The 15,194-nt window shown below is 61.6% G+C and carries 13 protein-coding genes; 5 read left to right on the top strand and 8 right to left on the bottom strand.

Annotated elements, in window-relative coordinates; genetic code table 11:
• Positions 1–86 precede the first annotated feature (86 nt).
• The gene (locus JQ575_RS35735) at positions 87–908 is read right to left on the bottom strand and encodes a hypothetical protein (protein WP_212037895.1); all 822 of its coding nucleotides are present in this window, start codon (positions 906–908) and stop codon (positions 87–89) included.
• A gap of 162 nt (positions 909–1,070) precedes the next feature.
• Between JQ575_RS35735 and JQ575_RS35730 the strand changes: the two genes are divergently transcribed.
• Positions 1,071–2,447, top strand: a complete 1,377-nt coding sequence (locus tag JQ575_RS35730) for a cytochrome P450 (RefSeq protein WP_212037894.1) — start codon at positions 1,071–1,073, stop codon at positions 2,445–2,447.
• Positions 2,448–2,592: 145 nt separating this feature from the next.
• Here the strand turns inward: JQ575_RS35730 and JQ575_RS35725 are convergent, their stop codons facing one another.
• From JQ575_RS35725 to JQ575_RS35710, 4 genes are all read right to left on the bottom strand, one after another.
• Positions 2,593–3,096, bottom strand: a complete 504-nt coding sequence (locus tag JQ575_RS35725; protein WP_212037893.1) for a cupin domain-containing protein — start codon at positions 3,094–3,096, stop codon at positions 2,593–2,595.
• 111 nt (positions 3,097–3,207) lie between these two features.
• Positions 3,208–4,044, bottom strand: coding sequence for an SDR family NAD(P)-dependent oxidoreductase (locus tag JQ575_RS35720; protein WP_212037892.1), 837 nt, complete (start codon positions 4,042–4,044; stop codon positions 3,208–3,210).
• 31 nt (positions 4,045–4,075) lie between these two features.
• Positions 4,076–5,098, bottom strand: coding sequence for a serine hydrolase (locus JQ575_RS35715; RefSeq protein ID WP_212037891.1), 1,023 nt, complete (start codon positions 5,096–5,098; stop codon positions 4,076–4,078).
• Between the two features lie 9 nt (positions 5,099–5,107).
• Positions 5,108–5,332, bottom strand: coding sequence for a hypothetical protein (locus tag JQ575_RS35710; protein WP_212037890.1), 225 nt, complete (start codon positions 5,330–5,332; stop codon positions 5,108–5,110).
• 182 nt (positions 5,333–5,514) lie between these two features.
• Between JQ575_RS35710 and JQ575_RS35705 the strand changes: the two genes are divergently transcribed.
• From JQ575_RS35705 to JQ575_RS35695, 3 genes are all read left to right on the top strand, one after another.
• Positions 5,515–6,492 (top strand): sensor histidine kinase, encoded by a 978-nt coding sequence (locus tag JQ575_RS35705; RefSeq protein ID WP_212037889.1) that lies wholly within the window; start codon positions 5,515–5,517, stop codon positions 6,490–6,492.
• Positions 6,493–6,673: 181 nt separating this feature from the next.
• Positions 6,674–8,491 carry a bifunctional diguanylate cyclase/phosphodiesterase gene (locus JQ575_RS35700; protein WP_212037888.1) on the top strand — a complete coding sequence of 606 codons (1,818 nt, stop codon included), beginning with the start codon at positions 6,674–6,676 and terminating at the stop codon, positions 8,489–8,491.
• Between the two features lie 216 nt (positions 8,492–8,707).
• On the top strand, positions 8,708–11,815 hold the full coding sequence (locus tag JQ575_RS35695) for an EAL domain-containing protein (protein ID WP_212037887.1): 3,108 nt from the start codon (positions 8,708–8,710) through the stop codon (positions 11,813–11,815).
• A 23-nt stretch (positions 11,816–11,838) separates the two neighbouring features.
• Here JQ575_RS35695 and JQ575_RS35690 read toward each other — a convergent pair whose 3' ends face one another.
• Positions 11,839–12,918 carry an LLM class flavin-dependent oxidoreductase gene (locus JQ575_RS35690; RefSeq protein ID WP_212037886.1) on the bottom strand — a complete coding sequence of 360 codons (1,080 nt, stop codon included), beginning with the start codon at positions 12,916–12,918 and terminating at the stop codon, positions 11,839–11,841.
• Between the two features lie 173 nt (positions 12,919–13,091).
• On the opposite strand from JQ575_RS35690, the gene JQ575_RS35685 reads away from it, so the two are divergent.
• Positions 13,092–13,496, top strand: coding sequence for a YccF domain-containing protein (locus tag JQ575_RS35685; protein ID WP_211995477.1), 405 nt, complete (start codon positions 13,092–13,094; stop codon positions 13,494–13,496).
• A 39-nt stretch (positions 13,497–13,535) separates the two neighbouring features.
• On the opposite strand, the gene JQ575_RS35680 is transcribed toward JQ575_RS35685, so the two are convergent.
• Both JQ575_RS35680 and JQ575_RS35675 read right to left on the bottom strand, forming a co-directional pair.
• Entirely contained in the window at positions 13,536–14,009 is a 474-nt protein-coding gene (locus JQ575_RS35680) for a universal stress protein (RefSeq protein ID WP_212037885.1), read from the bottom strand.
• Between the two features lie 332 nt (positions 14,010–14,341).
• Positions 14,342–15,109 (bottom strand): hypothetical protein, encoded by a 768-nt coding sequence (locus JQ575_RS35675; RefSeq protein ID WP_212037884.1) that lies wholly within the window; start codon positions 15,107–15,109, stop codon positions 14,342–14,344.
• Positions 15,110–15,194: the final 85 nt, after the last annotated feature.

Here is a 15,194-nt window from a genome sequence, read left to right as displayed (position 1 = left end):
TGCTTCGTCGTTGCGCTGCCTTGCGCAAACGCTTTGCGTTTGTCGCAGGCAATGACGGGCTCAGCCTATTGCCGGCGCCAAGAAGCCTACTTCGCGTAATAGCTCTGCACGGTTTCCCACGCCACGGTTTGCAGGAATTTCGCGGTCGGCGCATCGATCCCGGCGGTATAGGGGTTGCCGACCGGCGAGCGTCCGGTGAGCGACGCAAACACCACGCAAGTCGCGAGGTACGTGCCGGCCAACGACGGATGACGTTTGTCCGGCGCATAGAGGTTGAGCTCGGGCTGCTTGCTGATGGATCGTGCGAAGGCAAGGCCTGCGGGAATCACCAGCGCGTTGTTCTCGTTGCCGGCAATCGTGTAGGCCTCGGCCAATTGCGCCGTCATCTCCGGCTTGTCGGCATAGGCCCAGGACATGAAGAATGCGGGCTTGGCACCCTTGGCGCGCACGATGGTGCTGTTCTTCTTCGCATAGTCGGTGAATACGGTCTTGAGCGTGGGATGGATCGGGCACTGGCTGCAATCCATCATGACGGCGACGTCGAACAGCCGGTCGAGCTTGTTGAAGACGACGTTGTTGTTCGGGTCGAACGAATAGCTGCCGATCGCATTGGGCCGGAAATAGCTTTCGATATCATGCCAGTCGAAGCCGGAACCACCGATCGTCACCATGGTGTTGCGGTAGGCCTGCACGTTGTCGGGGTCGGCGGCCTTTTCCATCAACGACAGATGACCCGGCAGGCCGTTGTTGTAATAGAAGAAGCTGTTGCCGATGAAGATTCCGGTCTTGGGGAAATCCGGACCGAAGCTGGTGATGCGAGGGAGGGTCTGCGCCTGTGCGGCGATTGGTCCGGCGACGGCGGCCATCGCGGCAAGCGTGACGGCAATCACACCCAGTATTCTCGACATATCAGTTCTCCCTGCCCGGCTTGATTTTGCCGCACCCTAGCACGGCCCGCGGCTTTGTGGGCTAACGGCTTTGCACCGACGCAACAAAGCGTTATTTTCCCCGCCTTGGTTATGCCGATGATCCCACGCATACTGGGCCAGCGCCAAACCGGAGCAATCGCGATGTCGATGCAGAATGTGGCTTCCCCCGCGCTTCCCTTCACTCCGCCGAAGCGTAATTCACTCAAGCACATACCTGGCGACGAAGGCTGGCCGGTGATCGGAAAAACGCTGGAGGTGCTCGCCGATCCCAAAGGGCAGGTCGAGCGGATGCACGCCAAATATGGCCCGGTCTATCGCAGCCACGTGTTCGGCGAGACCAGCATCAACCTGCTCGGCCCCGAGGCCAACGAACTGCTGCTGTTCGACCAGGCCAAGCAATTTTCCTCCACCCATGGCTGGGGTCCGATCCTGGGCCGGCTGTTTCCGCGCGGGCTGATGCTGCTGGACTTCGAGGAACATCGTTTGCACCGCCGTGCGCTGTCGGTTGCGTTCAAATCGGGACCGATGAAATCCTACCTCACCGATCTCGATCGCGGCATTGCCGTGCGCGTCAAGCAGTGGAAGGCGCAACCCGGCGAGATGCTGGTCTATCCCGCGATGAAGCAGCTCACGCTCGATCTGGCGGCAACATCGTTTCTCGGCGCCGAGATCGGCCCCGAGGTGGACGAGATCACGCGCGCCTTTGTCGACATGGTGGCGGCGGCCGTGGCACCGATCCGGCGCCCGCTGCCGTTCACGCAGATGGGCCGCGGCGTCGCGGGGCGCAAGCGGATCGTCGCCTATTTCTCCGAGCAAATTCCGGTCCGCCGCGCGCGGGGCGGCGGCGACGATTTGTTCTCGCAACTTTGCCACGCCACTCATGAGGACGGCGCGCTGTTGTCGACCCAGGACGTCATCGATCATATGAGTTTCCTGATGATGGCGGCGCATGACACGCTGACGTCGTCGTTGACTTCCTTTGTCGGCGAGCTTGCCGCGCATCCAGAGTGGCAGGCGCGGCTGCGCCAGGAAGTCAAAGGGCTCGGCATCGAGGCCAACGACCCCTCCAGCATCGACAATCTTGAGAAAATGCCGCTGAGCGAGATGGCGTTCAAGGAGGCGTTGCGGAAGAAGCCGCCGGTGCCCTCGATGCCGCGCCGCGCCGTCCGCGATTTCACCTTCAAGGGCTATGCGATCCCGGCCGGCACCCTGGTCGGCGTCAATCCGCTGTTCACCCATCACATGGCCGATATCTGGCCCGATCCGGACAAATTCGATCCGATGCGTTTCAGCGACGAGGCGCAGCGCAACCGTCATCGCTTCGCCTGGGTGCCGTTCGGCGGCGGCGCGCATATGTGCCTCGGGCTGCATTTTGCCTATATGCAGGCGAAATGCTTCGCCCGGCATTTCCTGCAGAATCTCAGCGTATCGCTGGAGCCCGGCTACAAGCCGGACTGGCAGATGTGGCCGATCCCAAAACCGCGGGACGGATTGAAGGTCGTGCTGAAGGCGGTGTGAGGTTTCGCTGCTGTCATTGCCGGGCTTGACCCGGCAATCCATCACTCTTGAATGACTTTTTCAGATGGATGCGCGGGAGTGCAGACAAGTTTACTACGTAGTCTGCACAAGGCAGACTACTATGCCCGCGCATGACAAGTCGGGATTACTCCACAAACGTCGTGAGCTGCGCGCCTTCATCGGCGACGAATACCGCGATCAATTCCGCGGGCTCTGTCATGCTGGCATTGGCCGAGACCAGGTGCACGGCACCGGGCGGCTCGAAGAACGATTGCCCCACCTTGAACGTCTCGACCACGCCGCCGGCAAGCTGCGAGCGGATTTCGCCCTTGGTGACATAGGCGGTGACCGAGCCCGCATGCCGGTGCGCGCGGGTAAACCCGCCGGGCCCGTAGAACACGCGCACGATCGTCACCCGTTTGCCCGGCACGTTCGGCAGCGCGTACGAACCGATCGGCTCGACGGTATCGAGCGGCGAGCCTGCGGCCGCAGCGTTCGAACACAGCGGCTCGATGATCGCCGAGATCACATCCATCGTCGATGGCAGCGTCTTTCCGATCACGAAGGCACAGGCGAGGCCGGCTATCACGGCGAGATAAAACGGCCGCCCCTGCGGGCTGGCGGGTGACAAACCAAGTGTTGCAGACATGTTTTCTCCCTTTGTCTATCTTCGCGTCATTGCGAGCGAAGCGAAGCAATCCATTCTTTCCTGTTGTGGCGCGATGGATTGCTTCGCTTCGCTCGCAATGACGGAAGTCCCCTATCCCTGATCGAATGCCTTGCGCAGCGCGACATAGCCCTGCTGCTGCTGGGTCCAGTTGCGGCCGCCGGTGATGGCGCCGTCCACGACGAGATCGTGGCCGTTGATGAACGAGGATTCGTCGCTGGCGAGGAACACCGCGGCATGCGCGATATCCTCAGGCAATCCGGCGCGCGGGATCGGCTGCGCGGTCTTGTAGACCTCACGCATCACACCAGGGGTCTTTTCGGCGGCTTCCACCGAAAGGCCCAGCGCCTTGCCGAAGATGCCGGTCGCGATTGCACCCGGCGAGATCGAATTGACGCGGATGTTGGATTCGCCGAGCTCCATCGCCGTGCATTTGGTGAGGTGGATGACGGCGGCCTTGGCCGCGCCGTAGACCATCGATGACGAGAAGCCGGCAAGCCTGCCTGCGATACTGCCATTGTTGATAATGCTGCCGGAGCCTTGCTTGCGCATCTGGGGTGCTGCGTGCTTCATGCCGAGCATCACGCTGCGCACCAGCGTCGTCATCGCCGCATCGAAGCGATCGACCTCAAGGCTTTCGATGCCGCCGGTCTGAGCCGGGCCGCCGGCGTTGTTGAACAGACAATCGATCCTGCCGAACTTTTTCACGCAAAGCGCGATCAACGCCTTCATCTGCTCCTCGACCGTGACATCGGTCTGACGAAAGACGCAGGCAGCACCGAGTTTTTTGGCCAGCGCCTCGCCCTCCGGCGCGCGGCGTCCGGCGATGACGATCTTCGCGCCCTCGGCGACGAAAATTTCCGCCGTATGCAGCCCGATGCCGCTGGTCGCGCCCGTGATCACCGCGACCTTGCCGTCCAGCCGTCCCATTTCACTATCCCCTTTTGATACCTGAGAAATCCTAGTCGATGATCGCGGACTGGACCATGGTCCGGAACTGATTGCGCAGCATGATTCGCACGCCGTCATCGACCTGCACCATATAGATCGCGATCAACTGTTCCTTGGGATCGATCCAGAACAGCGTGCCGGCGTTGCCGGCCCAGCCATATTCCCCGAGCGAGCCCGGCAAGGCGGCGTCGCCTACGCTGGTGCGAACCTCGAAGCCAAGACCAAAACCCAACCCCGGCGGCCGGCCCGGCCGCGCCAAAGTATGATCGGCCGTCATGAAATCGACGGTCTTGTTGCCGAGCAGGCGCTTGCCGGCGAATTCGCCGCTATCGGCGAGCATGATCGCAAAGCGCAGGTAGTCGTCCATCGTGCTGGTAAGGCCGCCGCCGCCGGATTCGAAACGGGGCTTTTGGGCCACGTCGAAGCGCGGCGTCATCGGCGGTGATTCGGGCATTTGCCAGGGCTGGGCGGCGCGATTGAGCTTGTCTGATGGCACCGAGAAGCCCGTGTCGGTCATGCCGAGCGGCGTCAGGATGCGCTCGTTCAGGAATTCGCCCAGCGTCTTGCCCGAGACGACTTCGACCACGCGTCCCAGCACGTCGGTCGACACCCCGTATTCCCAGCGCTCGCCGGGGGAGAATCGCAGCGGCAGCTTCGATAATTTCGCGACAAACTCCTCATTGCTGGCATCACGGCCGCCGATCCTGGCCTCGATATAGGCCGCATTGATCAGCGATTTGCCGCGCGTGCCGTAGATCAGCCCGGAGGTGTGCCGCAACAGGTCCTGCACCGTCATCTCGCGGGCGGGATCGGTCAATTGCAGCACCGCTTTGTCGTTCTCGGTAGTCTCCTTGCCCACCTTCATGCGGCCGATTTCAGGAATGAATTTCGAGACGGGATCGCTGACCTGCATCTTTCCTTCCTCGACCAGCATCATGGCCGCGACCGAAACGATCGGCTTGGTCATGGAATAGATGCGGAAGATCGAGTCCGGTCGCATCGGGTCTTTCGCAGCGCGGTCGCGGAAACCCATGGTCTTGTGTCAGGCGATCTTGCCGCGCCGCGCCACCAGCATCACGGCGCCCGGCACCAGCCCGGTTTCGACGTGTTTCTGGGTCACCGCCTCGATGCGCGCCAGCTGACTGGAGGACAGGCCGACGTCTTCGGGCGTCACCGCCATGGGGAGCACCGGGTCAGCCCAACTGTTCCCGGTCGCCGCAAGGACAAAGAGAGCCGAGGCGCCGAACGCGCGAATGAGACGGTTCATCCATTCCTCCCGTTTTTGTTGACGCCAATTTTCCCGCCCGCCGGGAACAACGCAAGCGAGCTTATCGCGCTGACATCATCTTGGCAGAACCGTCTTATCGTTGCCGGCGGGCTCGAAATCCCCGGTTTCCGTCAGGGTCGGCCTTATTTTGGATTCGCTGATCACGTGAAGTGACAACACCGATGACGAAATTGATCGACGAGTTCAGGCGCGGCTGGCAGGGAATTTCCCAGCCCTCACTGCTATTCAGCACCGGCTTTGCGGTCTGTTGCCTGGTTTTGGCGACCCTGGCGCGGTGGGGACTGGCCCAGATCCGCCCCGACGTGTTCTTCACGCCGTATTTTCCGGCCGTGTTCTTTGCCACCGCCTTTGGCGGCTTCCGGATCGGGATCGCGACGGCGCTTGCCGGCGGCACGCTGGGCGTCGCCGTCAATTTCAGCGACGCCGTGGCCGATTCCGCGCGCCTGGCCCTGCTGCTGATTTTCTGGGCGGTCTGCGGCATCACGATATGGGGTGTCGAGCACTACCGGACCATCGTCGCGCAACAGCGGCAGATCGCCAAGCGCCTGATCGAGGAAGAAGAATACCGCAAACTGATCGTCGAAGAGCTGCAGCACCGGCTGAAGAACAAGACATCGACAATCCACGCCGTTCTGCATCAGGTCCTGCACGAAGAACCGCAGGCCTGGAACAGCATCGATCACCGGATCCGCGCGCTGTCGGCAACCGACGATCTGATCGCACGGATCGATGGCAGCGGTTGCGATATCAAGGACTTGCTGCGCTCCGAACTCGGGCCTTACGGCCATGTCCGGTTCAACCTGAACGGCGATCCGCTATTCCTTCCGGCCAAGCTGGCGGTCAGCCTGGCGCTGATCTTCCACGAACTGGCCACCAATGCCGGAAAGTACGGCGCGTTTTCCGCTGCGAATGGCATGTTGCAGGTGTCGTGGACGGTGTCAGACGACAAGCTCAATGTGGCCTGGCTCAAGATCACCTGGGACGAAACCGAGGGGCCCGCGGTCGAAAAAATCGGAGCGCCAGGCTTCGGCACCAAGCTGTTGCAATCGGCACTGCGCTCGTTCGACGGCAAGACCGAAGTCAGTTTCCTGAAAACGGGCGTTCATTGCACGATGCAGTGTCGCATCCCCGCGAGCTGAACGCGGCTGCACAACCTAAAGGCACAATTTGCAATTACCGCAAGCGGCCGCATTCCGAATTGAGATTCTGTTAATGACGATTGCGGCCGTGTGGTCCGAAAACGCCAACTTGTAGGAGTGTCGCGGTTTTTCACAGTTCCACTTAACCAAAATTAGAAGGGACTTTGGCAAGCTCCGCTGCATGCATAGTCCCTACAAACATGACCTTCAGACGGCCGCGACCGAGGCCGGTAATGAAGGCGCTTTTGATACCGAATTGAGCATTCTGCGGGATATCCTCAGATTGCTTCCGACCGGCGTAACGGTTCAGGACGAGCATGGCGAGTTCCTGCTGGTGAATGACGCCGCCGCGGCGTTACTGCAGATGGCCGCGGCAGCGCCTGCGCCCTCGCAATTGAGCGATCGCCAGGAGACCTGTCTCGAATTGCTCCGCAGCGGCCACGCGGCCACACTGGAAGAGGCCGTCACCTCCGGTCCGGCCAAGCAGGTATTTCTCACCTCACACCGGCCGATCCAGATCGCCGGACGCAATTTGCTGCTCTCGAGTTCCGTCGATATCACCGAACAAAAGGCGTTCGAGGATGCGTTGTTTCGCTCGGCGTATTATGACGAACTAACGGGATTGCCGACCCGGCGGGTGATCGAACACCGGGTAAACACGCTGCTCGCGCGCGACAGCGCCCAGGGTCATTTGCAACAAGGCCATTTGCAACAAGGCAATGTCCACGGCCACTTCGCGCTCGCGTTTCTCGACGTCGACAATTTCAAGCACATCAACGACTATTACGGCCACGCGATCGGCGACGCCTTGCTGGTCGAAATGGCCAAGCGGCTGGGCATGGATTTGCGCGAATCCGACATCCTGTCGCGGATCAGCGGCGACGAGTTCATGCTGCTGCTCAATCCGGTCCAGAGCGAGAGCGAAGTCGCCGAATACATCCATTTCATCCTGCAACGGCTGAAGGCGCCGTTCTTCATCGACGAATCGGAGATATTCGCCTCGACGTCGATCGGCGTCAGCCTTTATCCCGAGCACGGCAAGACTTACGACGCGCTGCGCCAGAATGCCGATATCGCGATGTACCGCGTCAAGAACGGCAGCAAAGGCGGGGCAGCGTTTTTCGACGCCAGCATGGAGCGCGAGGCGCTGGCGCGGATGAAGGTCGAACAATCGCTGCGGCTGGCGATCCTGGAAAAGCGCTTTTGCTGCGCGTTCCAGACCAAAGTCGATATCCGCACCAAGGCGATCACGGGCATCGAAGCGCTGGTGCGGCTCAGGGACGATGAGGGCGTGATTCAGGCTCCCGGCACCTTCATCAACCTCGCCGTCGAACTGGGGTTGATCGACGAACTGACCCATCTGGTGCTGGCGGAGATCGTCAAGTCGATCGACCTGATCAACGAGACGTTCGGGCCCGATACCACGATCAGCATCAACGTCGCGGCCAAGCAGGCCGGCAATCCCGAATTCATGCGGCCGTTCGCGCAGGCGCTGGAGGCCACCGGATTCCCGAAGCGCTTCATGATCGAGGTGACCGAAGACGCTTTCGTCACCAAGACGCATTTCCAGGATGAAATCCTGCCGATCTTCCGCAAGCTCGGCGTCGGCATCTCGATCGACGATTTCGGCATCGGCTATTCGTCGCTTTCGGCGCTGGCCGACATCACCGCCGATGAAATCAAGATCGATCGTTCCTTCATCACCGACATCCATCTGCGGCCGCGCAGCCAGGGCATCTTGCGGGCGATCGAATCGCTGAGCGAAGCGCTCGGCATGACCGTGATCGCCGAAGGCCTCGAAACCTTCGAGGAACTGGCCTATCTGCAGGCCGCGACCAAGATCCGCTATGCGCAGGGCTATTACTTCTCCAAGCCGATCTTCCTGGAAGACCTCAGGCCGGCCGCACCGCTCGCCAGCGAAACGCGCGCCAGCCTGTCGAGCCGCCCGGCACAGGAAACCCGCCCGGCCCTTTCCCGCGCCGGCGGCTATCGCCGCTGAGGCAGCCTGCGCCAGTGCCCACGCAACGTCTCCGACCACCCAAATCCCGAAAGTTGCAGAACGATTCTATGCAATCTTTCGCTGCAGACGGCCAGCCACGCCCGTAGCGCTGCCGTAAAACGGCATTCAGGGGCGCGATTAAACCTTAGGTAACCGGATTTCCTAACGGCTTATGACATGAGCGCATCGTATGTAGTTCCCCGGGGAGAAGGGGGAATGCGCGTTCTGTTTCGCGACCTGAATAGCATGGTGTCCCGAGCCGCGGCGGCCAGCCGGCGTCTCGGCACGACGATCCGTGGTCCGGTGCTGTGGCTGACCGTTTGCGGGGCGCTGCTGGTTGCCGCGATTTTCGCCGGCACGATCATGATGGTCGCGGAGTTTCGCGAGCGTGCGCTGGCCAACAGCGAACGCGAACTGCAAAACACCGTCCTGCTGCTCACCCGTCACTTCGACCAGCAATTCGAGGACTCCGACACCATCGCCGCTGACGTGATAGCGCGGTTGCACGTTCCCGGCATCGCTTCGCCGCAGGCGTTCCGGAAATTGATGTCGAGTTCGGAAGCGCACGAAACCCTCAGATCCAAAGCCGGCGTCCTGTCCTATCTCGGCGACATTTCGATTTACGATGCCGACGGCGACATCATCAACTGGTCGCGGCCGTTACCGACTCCGGCCCTCAACATCGCCGAGCGCGCCTACTTCAAGTCCTTCAAATTCGACCCGCGATCGCCGTCGATCCAGACCGAGGCGCTTCGCAGCCTTATCAGCGGCAGCCTGAACACGGTGGTTGCTCATCGACTGACCGGCGAAGATGGTGTCTTTCTCGGCGTGATGACGCGGCGCATCGATCCTTCCAATTACGTGAAGTTCTTTGCTTCCGTCGCGATCGGAGCGGACGCCGCCGTTTCGATGTTTCACACCGACGGCACCTTGCTGGCGCGACATCCGCGCGCCGAGCACCTGGTCGGACAGAAATTCAGTTCGGCGCCGCTGTTGCAGCGTGTCCTGACGCAGGGCGGTCAGCAGACGCTGCGCGTCAAAAGCCCGATCGACAGCAAGGACAGGCTCGGATCCGCGGCCCAGTTGAGCCGCTTCCCGATCATCGTCGTCGCGACAAATTCGATAACCGCCGCGCTGGCCGATTGGGAGGCCCAGACCAGGTTCCTGGTCAGCGCCGCCATCTTGTCGGCATCGACGATCGCATTGATCCTGTTCCTCATCATCCGGCAGATGACCCGGCAAAGCCGCGAGGCGCAGCAACGGCTGGAATCGGAACGGCACCGGCTCGACACCGCGCTCAACAACATGATCCAGGGCCTGGTGATGTACGACGCGTCCGCGCGCATCGTCACCGTCAACCAGCGCTACATCGACATGTTCAACCTGTCGCCGGACATCGTGAAGCCCGGCTGCTATTTCTACGACCTGATCCAGCACCGCAAGGACAAGGGAGCCTTTAGCGGCGACGTCAAGGAGTTCTGCTCCAATGTTTTGCGGAATATCGCACAGGGCCAGATCGATCAGAGCATGATGCAGTGCCCGGACGGGCGAAGCTTCCTGGCCATCAGCCGGCCGCTGGCGCATGGCTGCTGGATCGCCACCATCGAAGACGTCACCGAGCGTCGCAAACTCGAGCAGGAACGCGACCGCAACCATGCTTTCCTGAGCCAGATCATCGATCACATCCCCTCGCAGATCACCGTGAAGGGCGCCCAGGATCGCCGCTACCTTCTGGCCAACCGCGTGGCCGAGACTCAATTCGGCATTTCCCGCGACAGCATCATCGGCAGGACCGCCTTCGACATATTTCCGCAGGCGTCCGCCGAGATCGTCACGGCCGACGACGACAAGGCGCTGCGATCCGCCGACGGCCTGTTCAAGGACGAGCATCTCTGGGAAACCCAGGCGATGGGCCGTCGCTACATCACCTCCAGACGGCTCGGAATTCGCAATCAGGCCGGCGAGCCCAGCTACATCGTCCATGTCGTCGAGGATGTTACCGAGCGCCGCCGCGCCGATGAAAAGATCGCCCATCTCGCGCACTACGACGCACTTACCGACCTGCCGAACCGGGTGCTGTTTCGCGAACAGATCGAGCGCGAGCTGCAGAAGGCCGTCGGCGGCGAACAATTCGCGCTGCTCTATATCGATATCGACGAATTCAAGGGCATCAACGACTCGCTCGGACATCATGTCGGCGACGAACTGTTGAAGGCCGTCGCCTCCCGAATCAAGGACTGCCTCAAGCCGACCGACCTGATTGCGCGGCTCGGCGGTGACGAATTCGCCGTGATCCAGACCGCGGCCGGAGACCGCGACGACGTCGTCGAATTCGTGACGCGGATCCACGAGGCGATCCGGCAACCCCATTACTGCCTCGGCCATCAACTCTCGACCGACGCCAGCATCGGCATCGCGCTGGCCCCGCAGGACGGCACCGATCTCGACCAGCTGATCAAGAACGCCGATCTGGCGATGTACGGCGCCAAGGCCGGAGGACGCCGCACCCATCGTTTCTTCGAGCCGGTCATGGATGCCCGCGCCAAGGCGCGGCTGACCATGGAGCAGGACCTGCGGCAGGCGATGGTCGATGGCGGCTTCGAAATCCATTATCAGCCGCTGCTCGACCTCGGCAGCAACGAGGTGGCGGGCTGCGAGGCGCTGCTGCGCTGGCGCCATCCCGAGCGCGGCATGATTTCGCCGGCCGAATTCATCCCGCTGGCGGAAGATATCGGCCTGATCAACGAGCTCGGGGATTGGGTGCTGCAGACGGCGTGCATCGAGGCCGCCAGCTGGCCGGCTCACGTCCGGCTGGCCGTCAACGTCTCGCCGGTCCAGTTGAAATCCCAGACGCTCGCACTTCGGATCATGGGCGCACTCGCGACCTCCCGTCTGCCGCCGGAACGGCTGGAGATCGAAATCACCGAAGCCGTGTTGATCCATGACGACGAGACCGCGCTGGCGATCCTGCATCAGCTCCGCGACATCGGCGTGCGCATCGCGCTTGACGATTTCGGCACCGGCTTCTCCTCGCTGAGCTATCTGAAGCGCTTCCCGTTCGACAAGATCAAGATCGACCGCTGCTTTGTCAGCGACATCGAGGTCGACGGCTCGGAGACGATCGTGCAGGCGGTGGTGAACATTGCGACTTCGCGCAACATGATCACGACCGCCGAGGGTGTCGAAACCGAACAGCAGAAGGCCTTGCTGAAGAGGCTCGGTTGCACCCAGATGCAGGGCTATCTGTTCAGCAAGCCGCTGCGGGCCTCTGACGTGCGGCCATTGCTCGGCGTTGGCGGCGAAGCCGCGCTTGCCTCGGCCTGACCGCGATGTCTGCTCCCGCAGCCCTACGCAGCCAAGCGGCCCCGATTGTTCTCGGCGAGGATGGGGCGGATCATCCGGCCGAAACGCTCGGCCTCCTCGTCGTGCAAATAGCCGGACAGGCAGAACGAATGGCAGCCAGCATCGATGAATTGCTGCAGCGTATCCGCGCATTGCGCGGGATTGCCGACGACGGCGATGCCGGCGCCGGGGCGGACTTTTGTGATACCAGTCCATAGATGCGGCAGCAGCAGGTCGCCATGTTCGCGGGCCAGCTGCTGCACGCGCAGGTTCGCCTCTGACTTGTTGTAGAGCGTCTTCATCTCCTGCTTCTGCCGTTCGGTGGCATGACGCACCAGCTGATCCGCGGCCTCCCAGGCGTCCGCTTCGTTTTCACGGCAGATCACCTGCAGCCGCATCCCGAAGCCGATGTCATTCTCGCGGTCGTGGGCGCGGGCCATCTGCCTGATCTCGGCGATATTGCCGGCGATCCGCTCCGGCAGGTCGCCCCAGAACAGATGCACGTCGGAATGTTTCGCCGACAATTCCCAGGCCTGGCGCGAGCCGCCGCCGAGGTAGAATTTTGGAAACGGCTGTTGCAGGGGACGCGGCCTGATATGCGCGCCCGACAGTTTGTGGAACTTGCCTTCGAAGGTCACCGGGCCCCGCGTGGTCCATAGCGCCTTGAGGATCGAGACCTCCTCCTCCATCAGCGCGTAGCGCTCCTCCTTGGCGTAACGCACGCCCTCGCCTTCGACCTCGCTCTCGTTCTGGCCCGCGATCAGATTGATGCAGATGCGCCCGCCCGACATCTGGTCGAAGGTCGAAATCATCTTGGCCAGCAGCACCGGATTGATGTAGCCGGGCCTTGCTGCAATCAGCGGCTTGATCGCCCGCGAGCGCGCCGCCATGAACGCGCCCGTGATCCACGCCTCCCAGCACACCGAGCCCACTGGTATCAGCAAATATTCGAAGCCGGCCGCTTCCGCCGCCTGCACCACGCGATCACAGAGTTCAGGGGAACCTGCGACCTGCGCCTCCATCAGCCCATAGGCCGTGGTGTCGCCATGCGTGGGCAGATACCAGCCGAATTCGAGCGGGCGCATCGACGCTTCTCCCTGCAAACGCCGGTCTATCCGGCTCGTGTTGCGCGACAGTCTAGCGTCCCCCGGGCGCACACCGCAAATCGGGTTCCGGACGACGCATCGTGATTTGAATCAATTCAGCTGATGGCTTTTTTGATACCAATGACTTCAACGGCACGCTACAGATGGCGCCCATGTCACCGGTTTCACTCCTTCTGAATATTGTCTGGATCGTGCTTGGCGGCGCGTGGATGGCATTCGGCTGGCTGGTGGCCGCCGTGATCATGGCCATCACCATCATCGGCCTGCCCTGGGCACGGGCGGCGTTCAATATCGCGGCCTACACGCTGTTTCCGTTCGGGTTCAGGGCGGTGTCGCGCGATCTCTATACCGGTGAGGAGGATATCGGCACCGGACCGCTCGGCGTCGTCGGCAACATCATCTGGCTGGTGCTGGCGGGATGGTGGCTGGCGCTCGCGCATGTCGTCACGGCGGTCGTGCTGGCCGTGACCATCATCGGCATTCCCTTTGCCTGGGCACACCTCAAACTCGCCGGCATCGCACTCTGGCCGATCGGCAAGATCATCGTTCCGGCGTAACGATCTGTCCGATCGATCCGGCGCGGTGCAAACCTGAGCCTAGGCTGCCGTCTCGGCCGGCGGCTTTAGCCGCTCGAACTCATCGTCGCTGATCTCGGTCTGGGCGACCAGCACGCTGCAGCGCAGCCGCTTGACCAGATAGCTGCCGACGGAACCGAACCAGCGCGCCAGCGGTCCCTGCGGACGATGCCCGACGACCACGAGATGCGCGCCGATTTCCTCGGCCACCTCCGCGATCTTTTGCCCGGCATCCCCCACCTCCAGCCGCGAGGTCGGCGCAAAGCCCACCGCTTTCAGCCGCTCCGTGCCTTCGGCCAGGATCGCCTTGTAGTCTTCGGTCTGCAGCTCGATCGGAATGGTGAGCCCGGCCTCCGGCGTCATGATCGAGGAAACCTCGACAACCGCCAGCAGGAAGACCTCGGCACGGCACATTTGTGCGAGCTTGGCGCCCTCCCGCAGGGCGCGCCGGCCCTCTACAGACCCATCATAGGCCAGAAGAACCTTCTTATACATCGGACGTCCCCATCGATGGTCGAGAAGATCAACGAACCAAGACTAGCACCAATCCGGCAGAACGGATCAGATTTTTGACGGGGGATGAGGGTCCGCGCCTTGCCACCTTAGTCTCAGCCGGTCCCCGCAAGGCGCCAACCCCCGTGCACCCGCAGTTCGGCTGGATAGAACCTTGTCATCCGAAGCTGGATCGGCGAGCCGGATACTCCCTCAAGAAACGGCGCCTGTTGCAGGGCGGCACATCATTTCGGATCAGAAGAACACCCCGGGCAGGTTTGGCGGTACCCGCCGGCCGGCCGAACAACCGGAAATTGGTAGCCCCTCCGAGGCAATCAATGTCCGACCACACCTTTCAATCCGGCATAGATCGATCCAATTGCAGTAGCAGCCGCACCGGCGAGGGGTCCGACGGTCCGCAACAAATCCTGCATGAGACGCGCTCTTCGACGAAGCTGCTCCTCCCCAACGTGAGGTCCGAGAAGGCGAGCAAGCCTGAATGCGGCTGGGTTTGGACGGCCACCACGCAACAGCGTGTTTGGCAGCACCTGGAACACCAGAACACTCAAGATGTTTCCGGTGACGAATGCCAGGCAGATGCTGGCCATATACTCCGCAACTTCACGCCACTCCACTTGCGAAGCTGGAAGGATGGGTACGCCGTCGTTGACACCCGTTATGACAAGCATGAGAGCGACGCTGACCGCCGCAGCGAGTATTCCTAACGGGAATGCTCCACGTAGTCCCAGCCGACTTATCGTATAGGCGAGAAAACCAAAAGGAACAGGAATGATGACGGACGCCAGGCGCAAATAGATTGGCTGGATGTTGAATACGATCGTTACAAGGACATGAGAGATGACCAGCAAGAAGACCGGAGCGAGGATATATAGAACTGAATAGGTAACAAAGCAGCGAAAAGGATGCTTGATTCGCTCGAGCTTGGCGCCCGTTCGATCAAGCTCTTGCTGCAACTTGTCAAACTCGAAGACGAGTTCTTGAATTTCCTGGAGTACCGGGCGAGCGATTCGAAGATCTCGTGAGCAATGCTTGCAAACGATCGCTTCGTGTTTGACGGTTTCGGCGCAGAAGGGACATTCCATCAGCTTCGGCTACGCTTCTTGGCGCGCGTAAGGGAGTCAATTTCTTCCCTCATCCTGAAAAGCTGGTCGCGCGCGCCATCTATTT

This window comes from Bradyrhizobium sp. JYMT SZCCT0428, from assembly GCF_018131075.1.
Lineage (GTDB): Bacteria > Pseudomonadota > Alphaproteobacteria > Rhizobiales > Xanthobacteraceae > Bradyrhizobium.
Note: the sequence above shows the minus strand (reverse complement) of the source record. Positions and strands in the feature narration are given on the sequence as shown.

Coding starts and splice junctions, on each gene's coding strand:
- JQ575_RS35675 (WP_212037884.1), bottom strand. CDS start 15,109: ATGGAATGTCCCTTCTGCGCCGAAACCGTCAAACACGAAGCGATCGTT.
- JQ575_RS35685 (WP_211995477.1), top strand. CDS start 13,092: ATGTCACCGGTTTCACTCCTTCTGAATATTGTCTGGATCGTGCTTGGC.
- JQ575_RS35720 (WP_212037892.1), bottom strand. CDS start 4,044: ATGGGACGGCTGGACGGCAAGGTCGCGGTGATCACGGGCGCGACCAGC.
- JQ575_RS35710 (WP_212037890.1), bottom strand. CDS start 5,332: ATGAACCGTCTCATTCGCGCGTTCGGCGCCTCGGCTCTCTTTGTCCTT.
- JQ575_RS35695 (WP_212037887.1), top strand. CDS start 8,708: ATGCGCGTTCTGTTTCGCGACCTGAATAGCATGGTGTCCCGAGCCGCG.
- JQ575_RS35690 (WP_212037886.1), bottom strand. CDS start 12,918: ATGCGCCCGCTCGAATTCGGCTGGTATCTGCCCACGCATGGCGACACC.
- JQ575_RS35730 (WP_212037894.1), top strand. CDS start 1,071: ATGTCGATGCAGAATGTGGCTTCCCCCGCGCTTCCCTTCACTCCGCCG.
- JQ575_RS35715 (WP_212037891.1), bottom strand. CDS start 5,098: ATGGGTTTCCGCGACCGCGCTGCGAAAGACCCGATGCGACCGGACTCG.
- JQ575_RS35725 (WP_212037893.1), bottom strand. CDS start 3,096: ATGTCTGCAACACTTGGTTTGTCACCCGCCAGCCCGCAGGGGCGGCCG.
- JQ575_RS35700 (WP_212037888.1), top strand. CDS start 6,674: ATGCATAGTCCCTACAAACATGACCTTCAGACGGCCGCGACCGAGGCC.
- JQ575_RS35735 (WP_212037895.1), bottom strand. CDS start 908: ATGTCGAGAATACTGGGTGTGATTGCCGTCACGCTTGCCGCGATGGCC.
- JQ575_RS35705 (WP_212037889.1), top strand. CDS start 5,515: ATGACGAAATTGATCGACGAGTTCAGGCGCGGCTGGCAGGGAATTTCC.
- JQ575_RS35680 (WP_212037885.1), bottom strand. CDS start 14,009: ATGTATAAGAAGGTTCTTCTGGCCTATGATGGGTCTGTAGAGGGCCGG.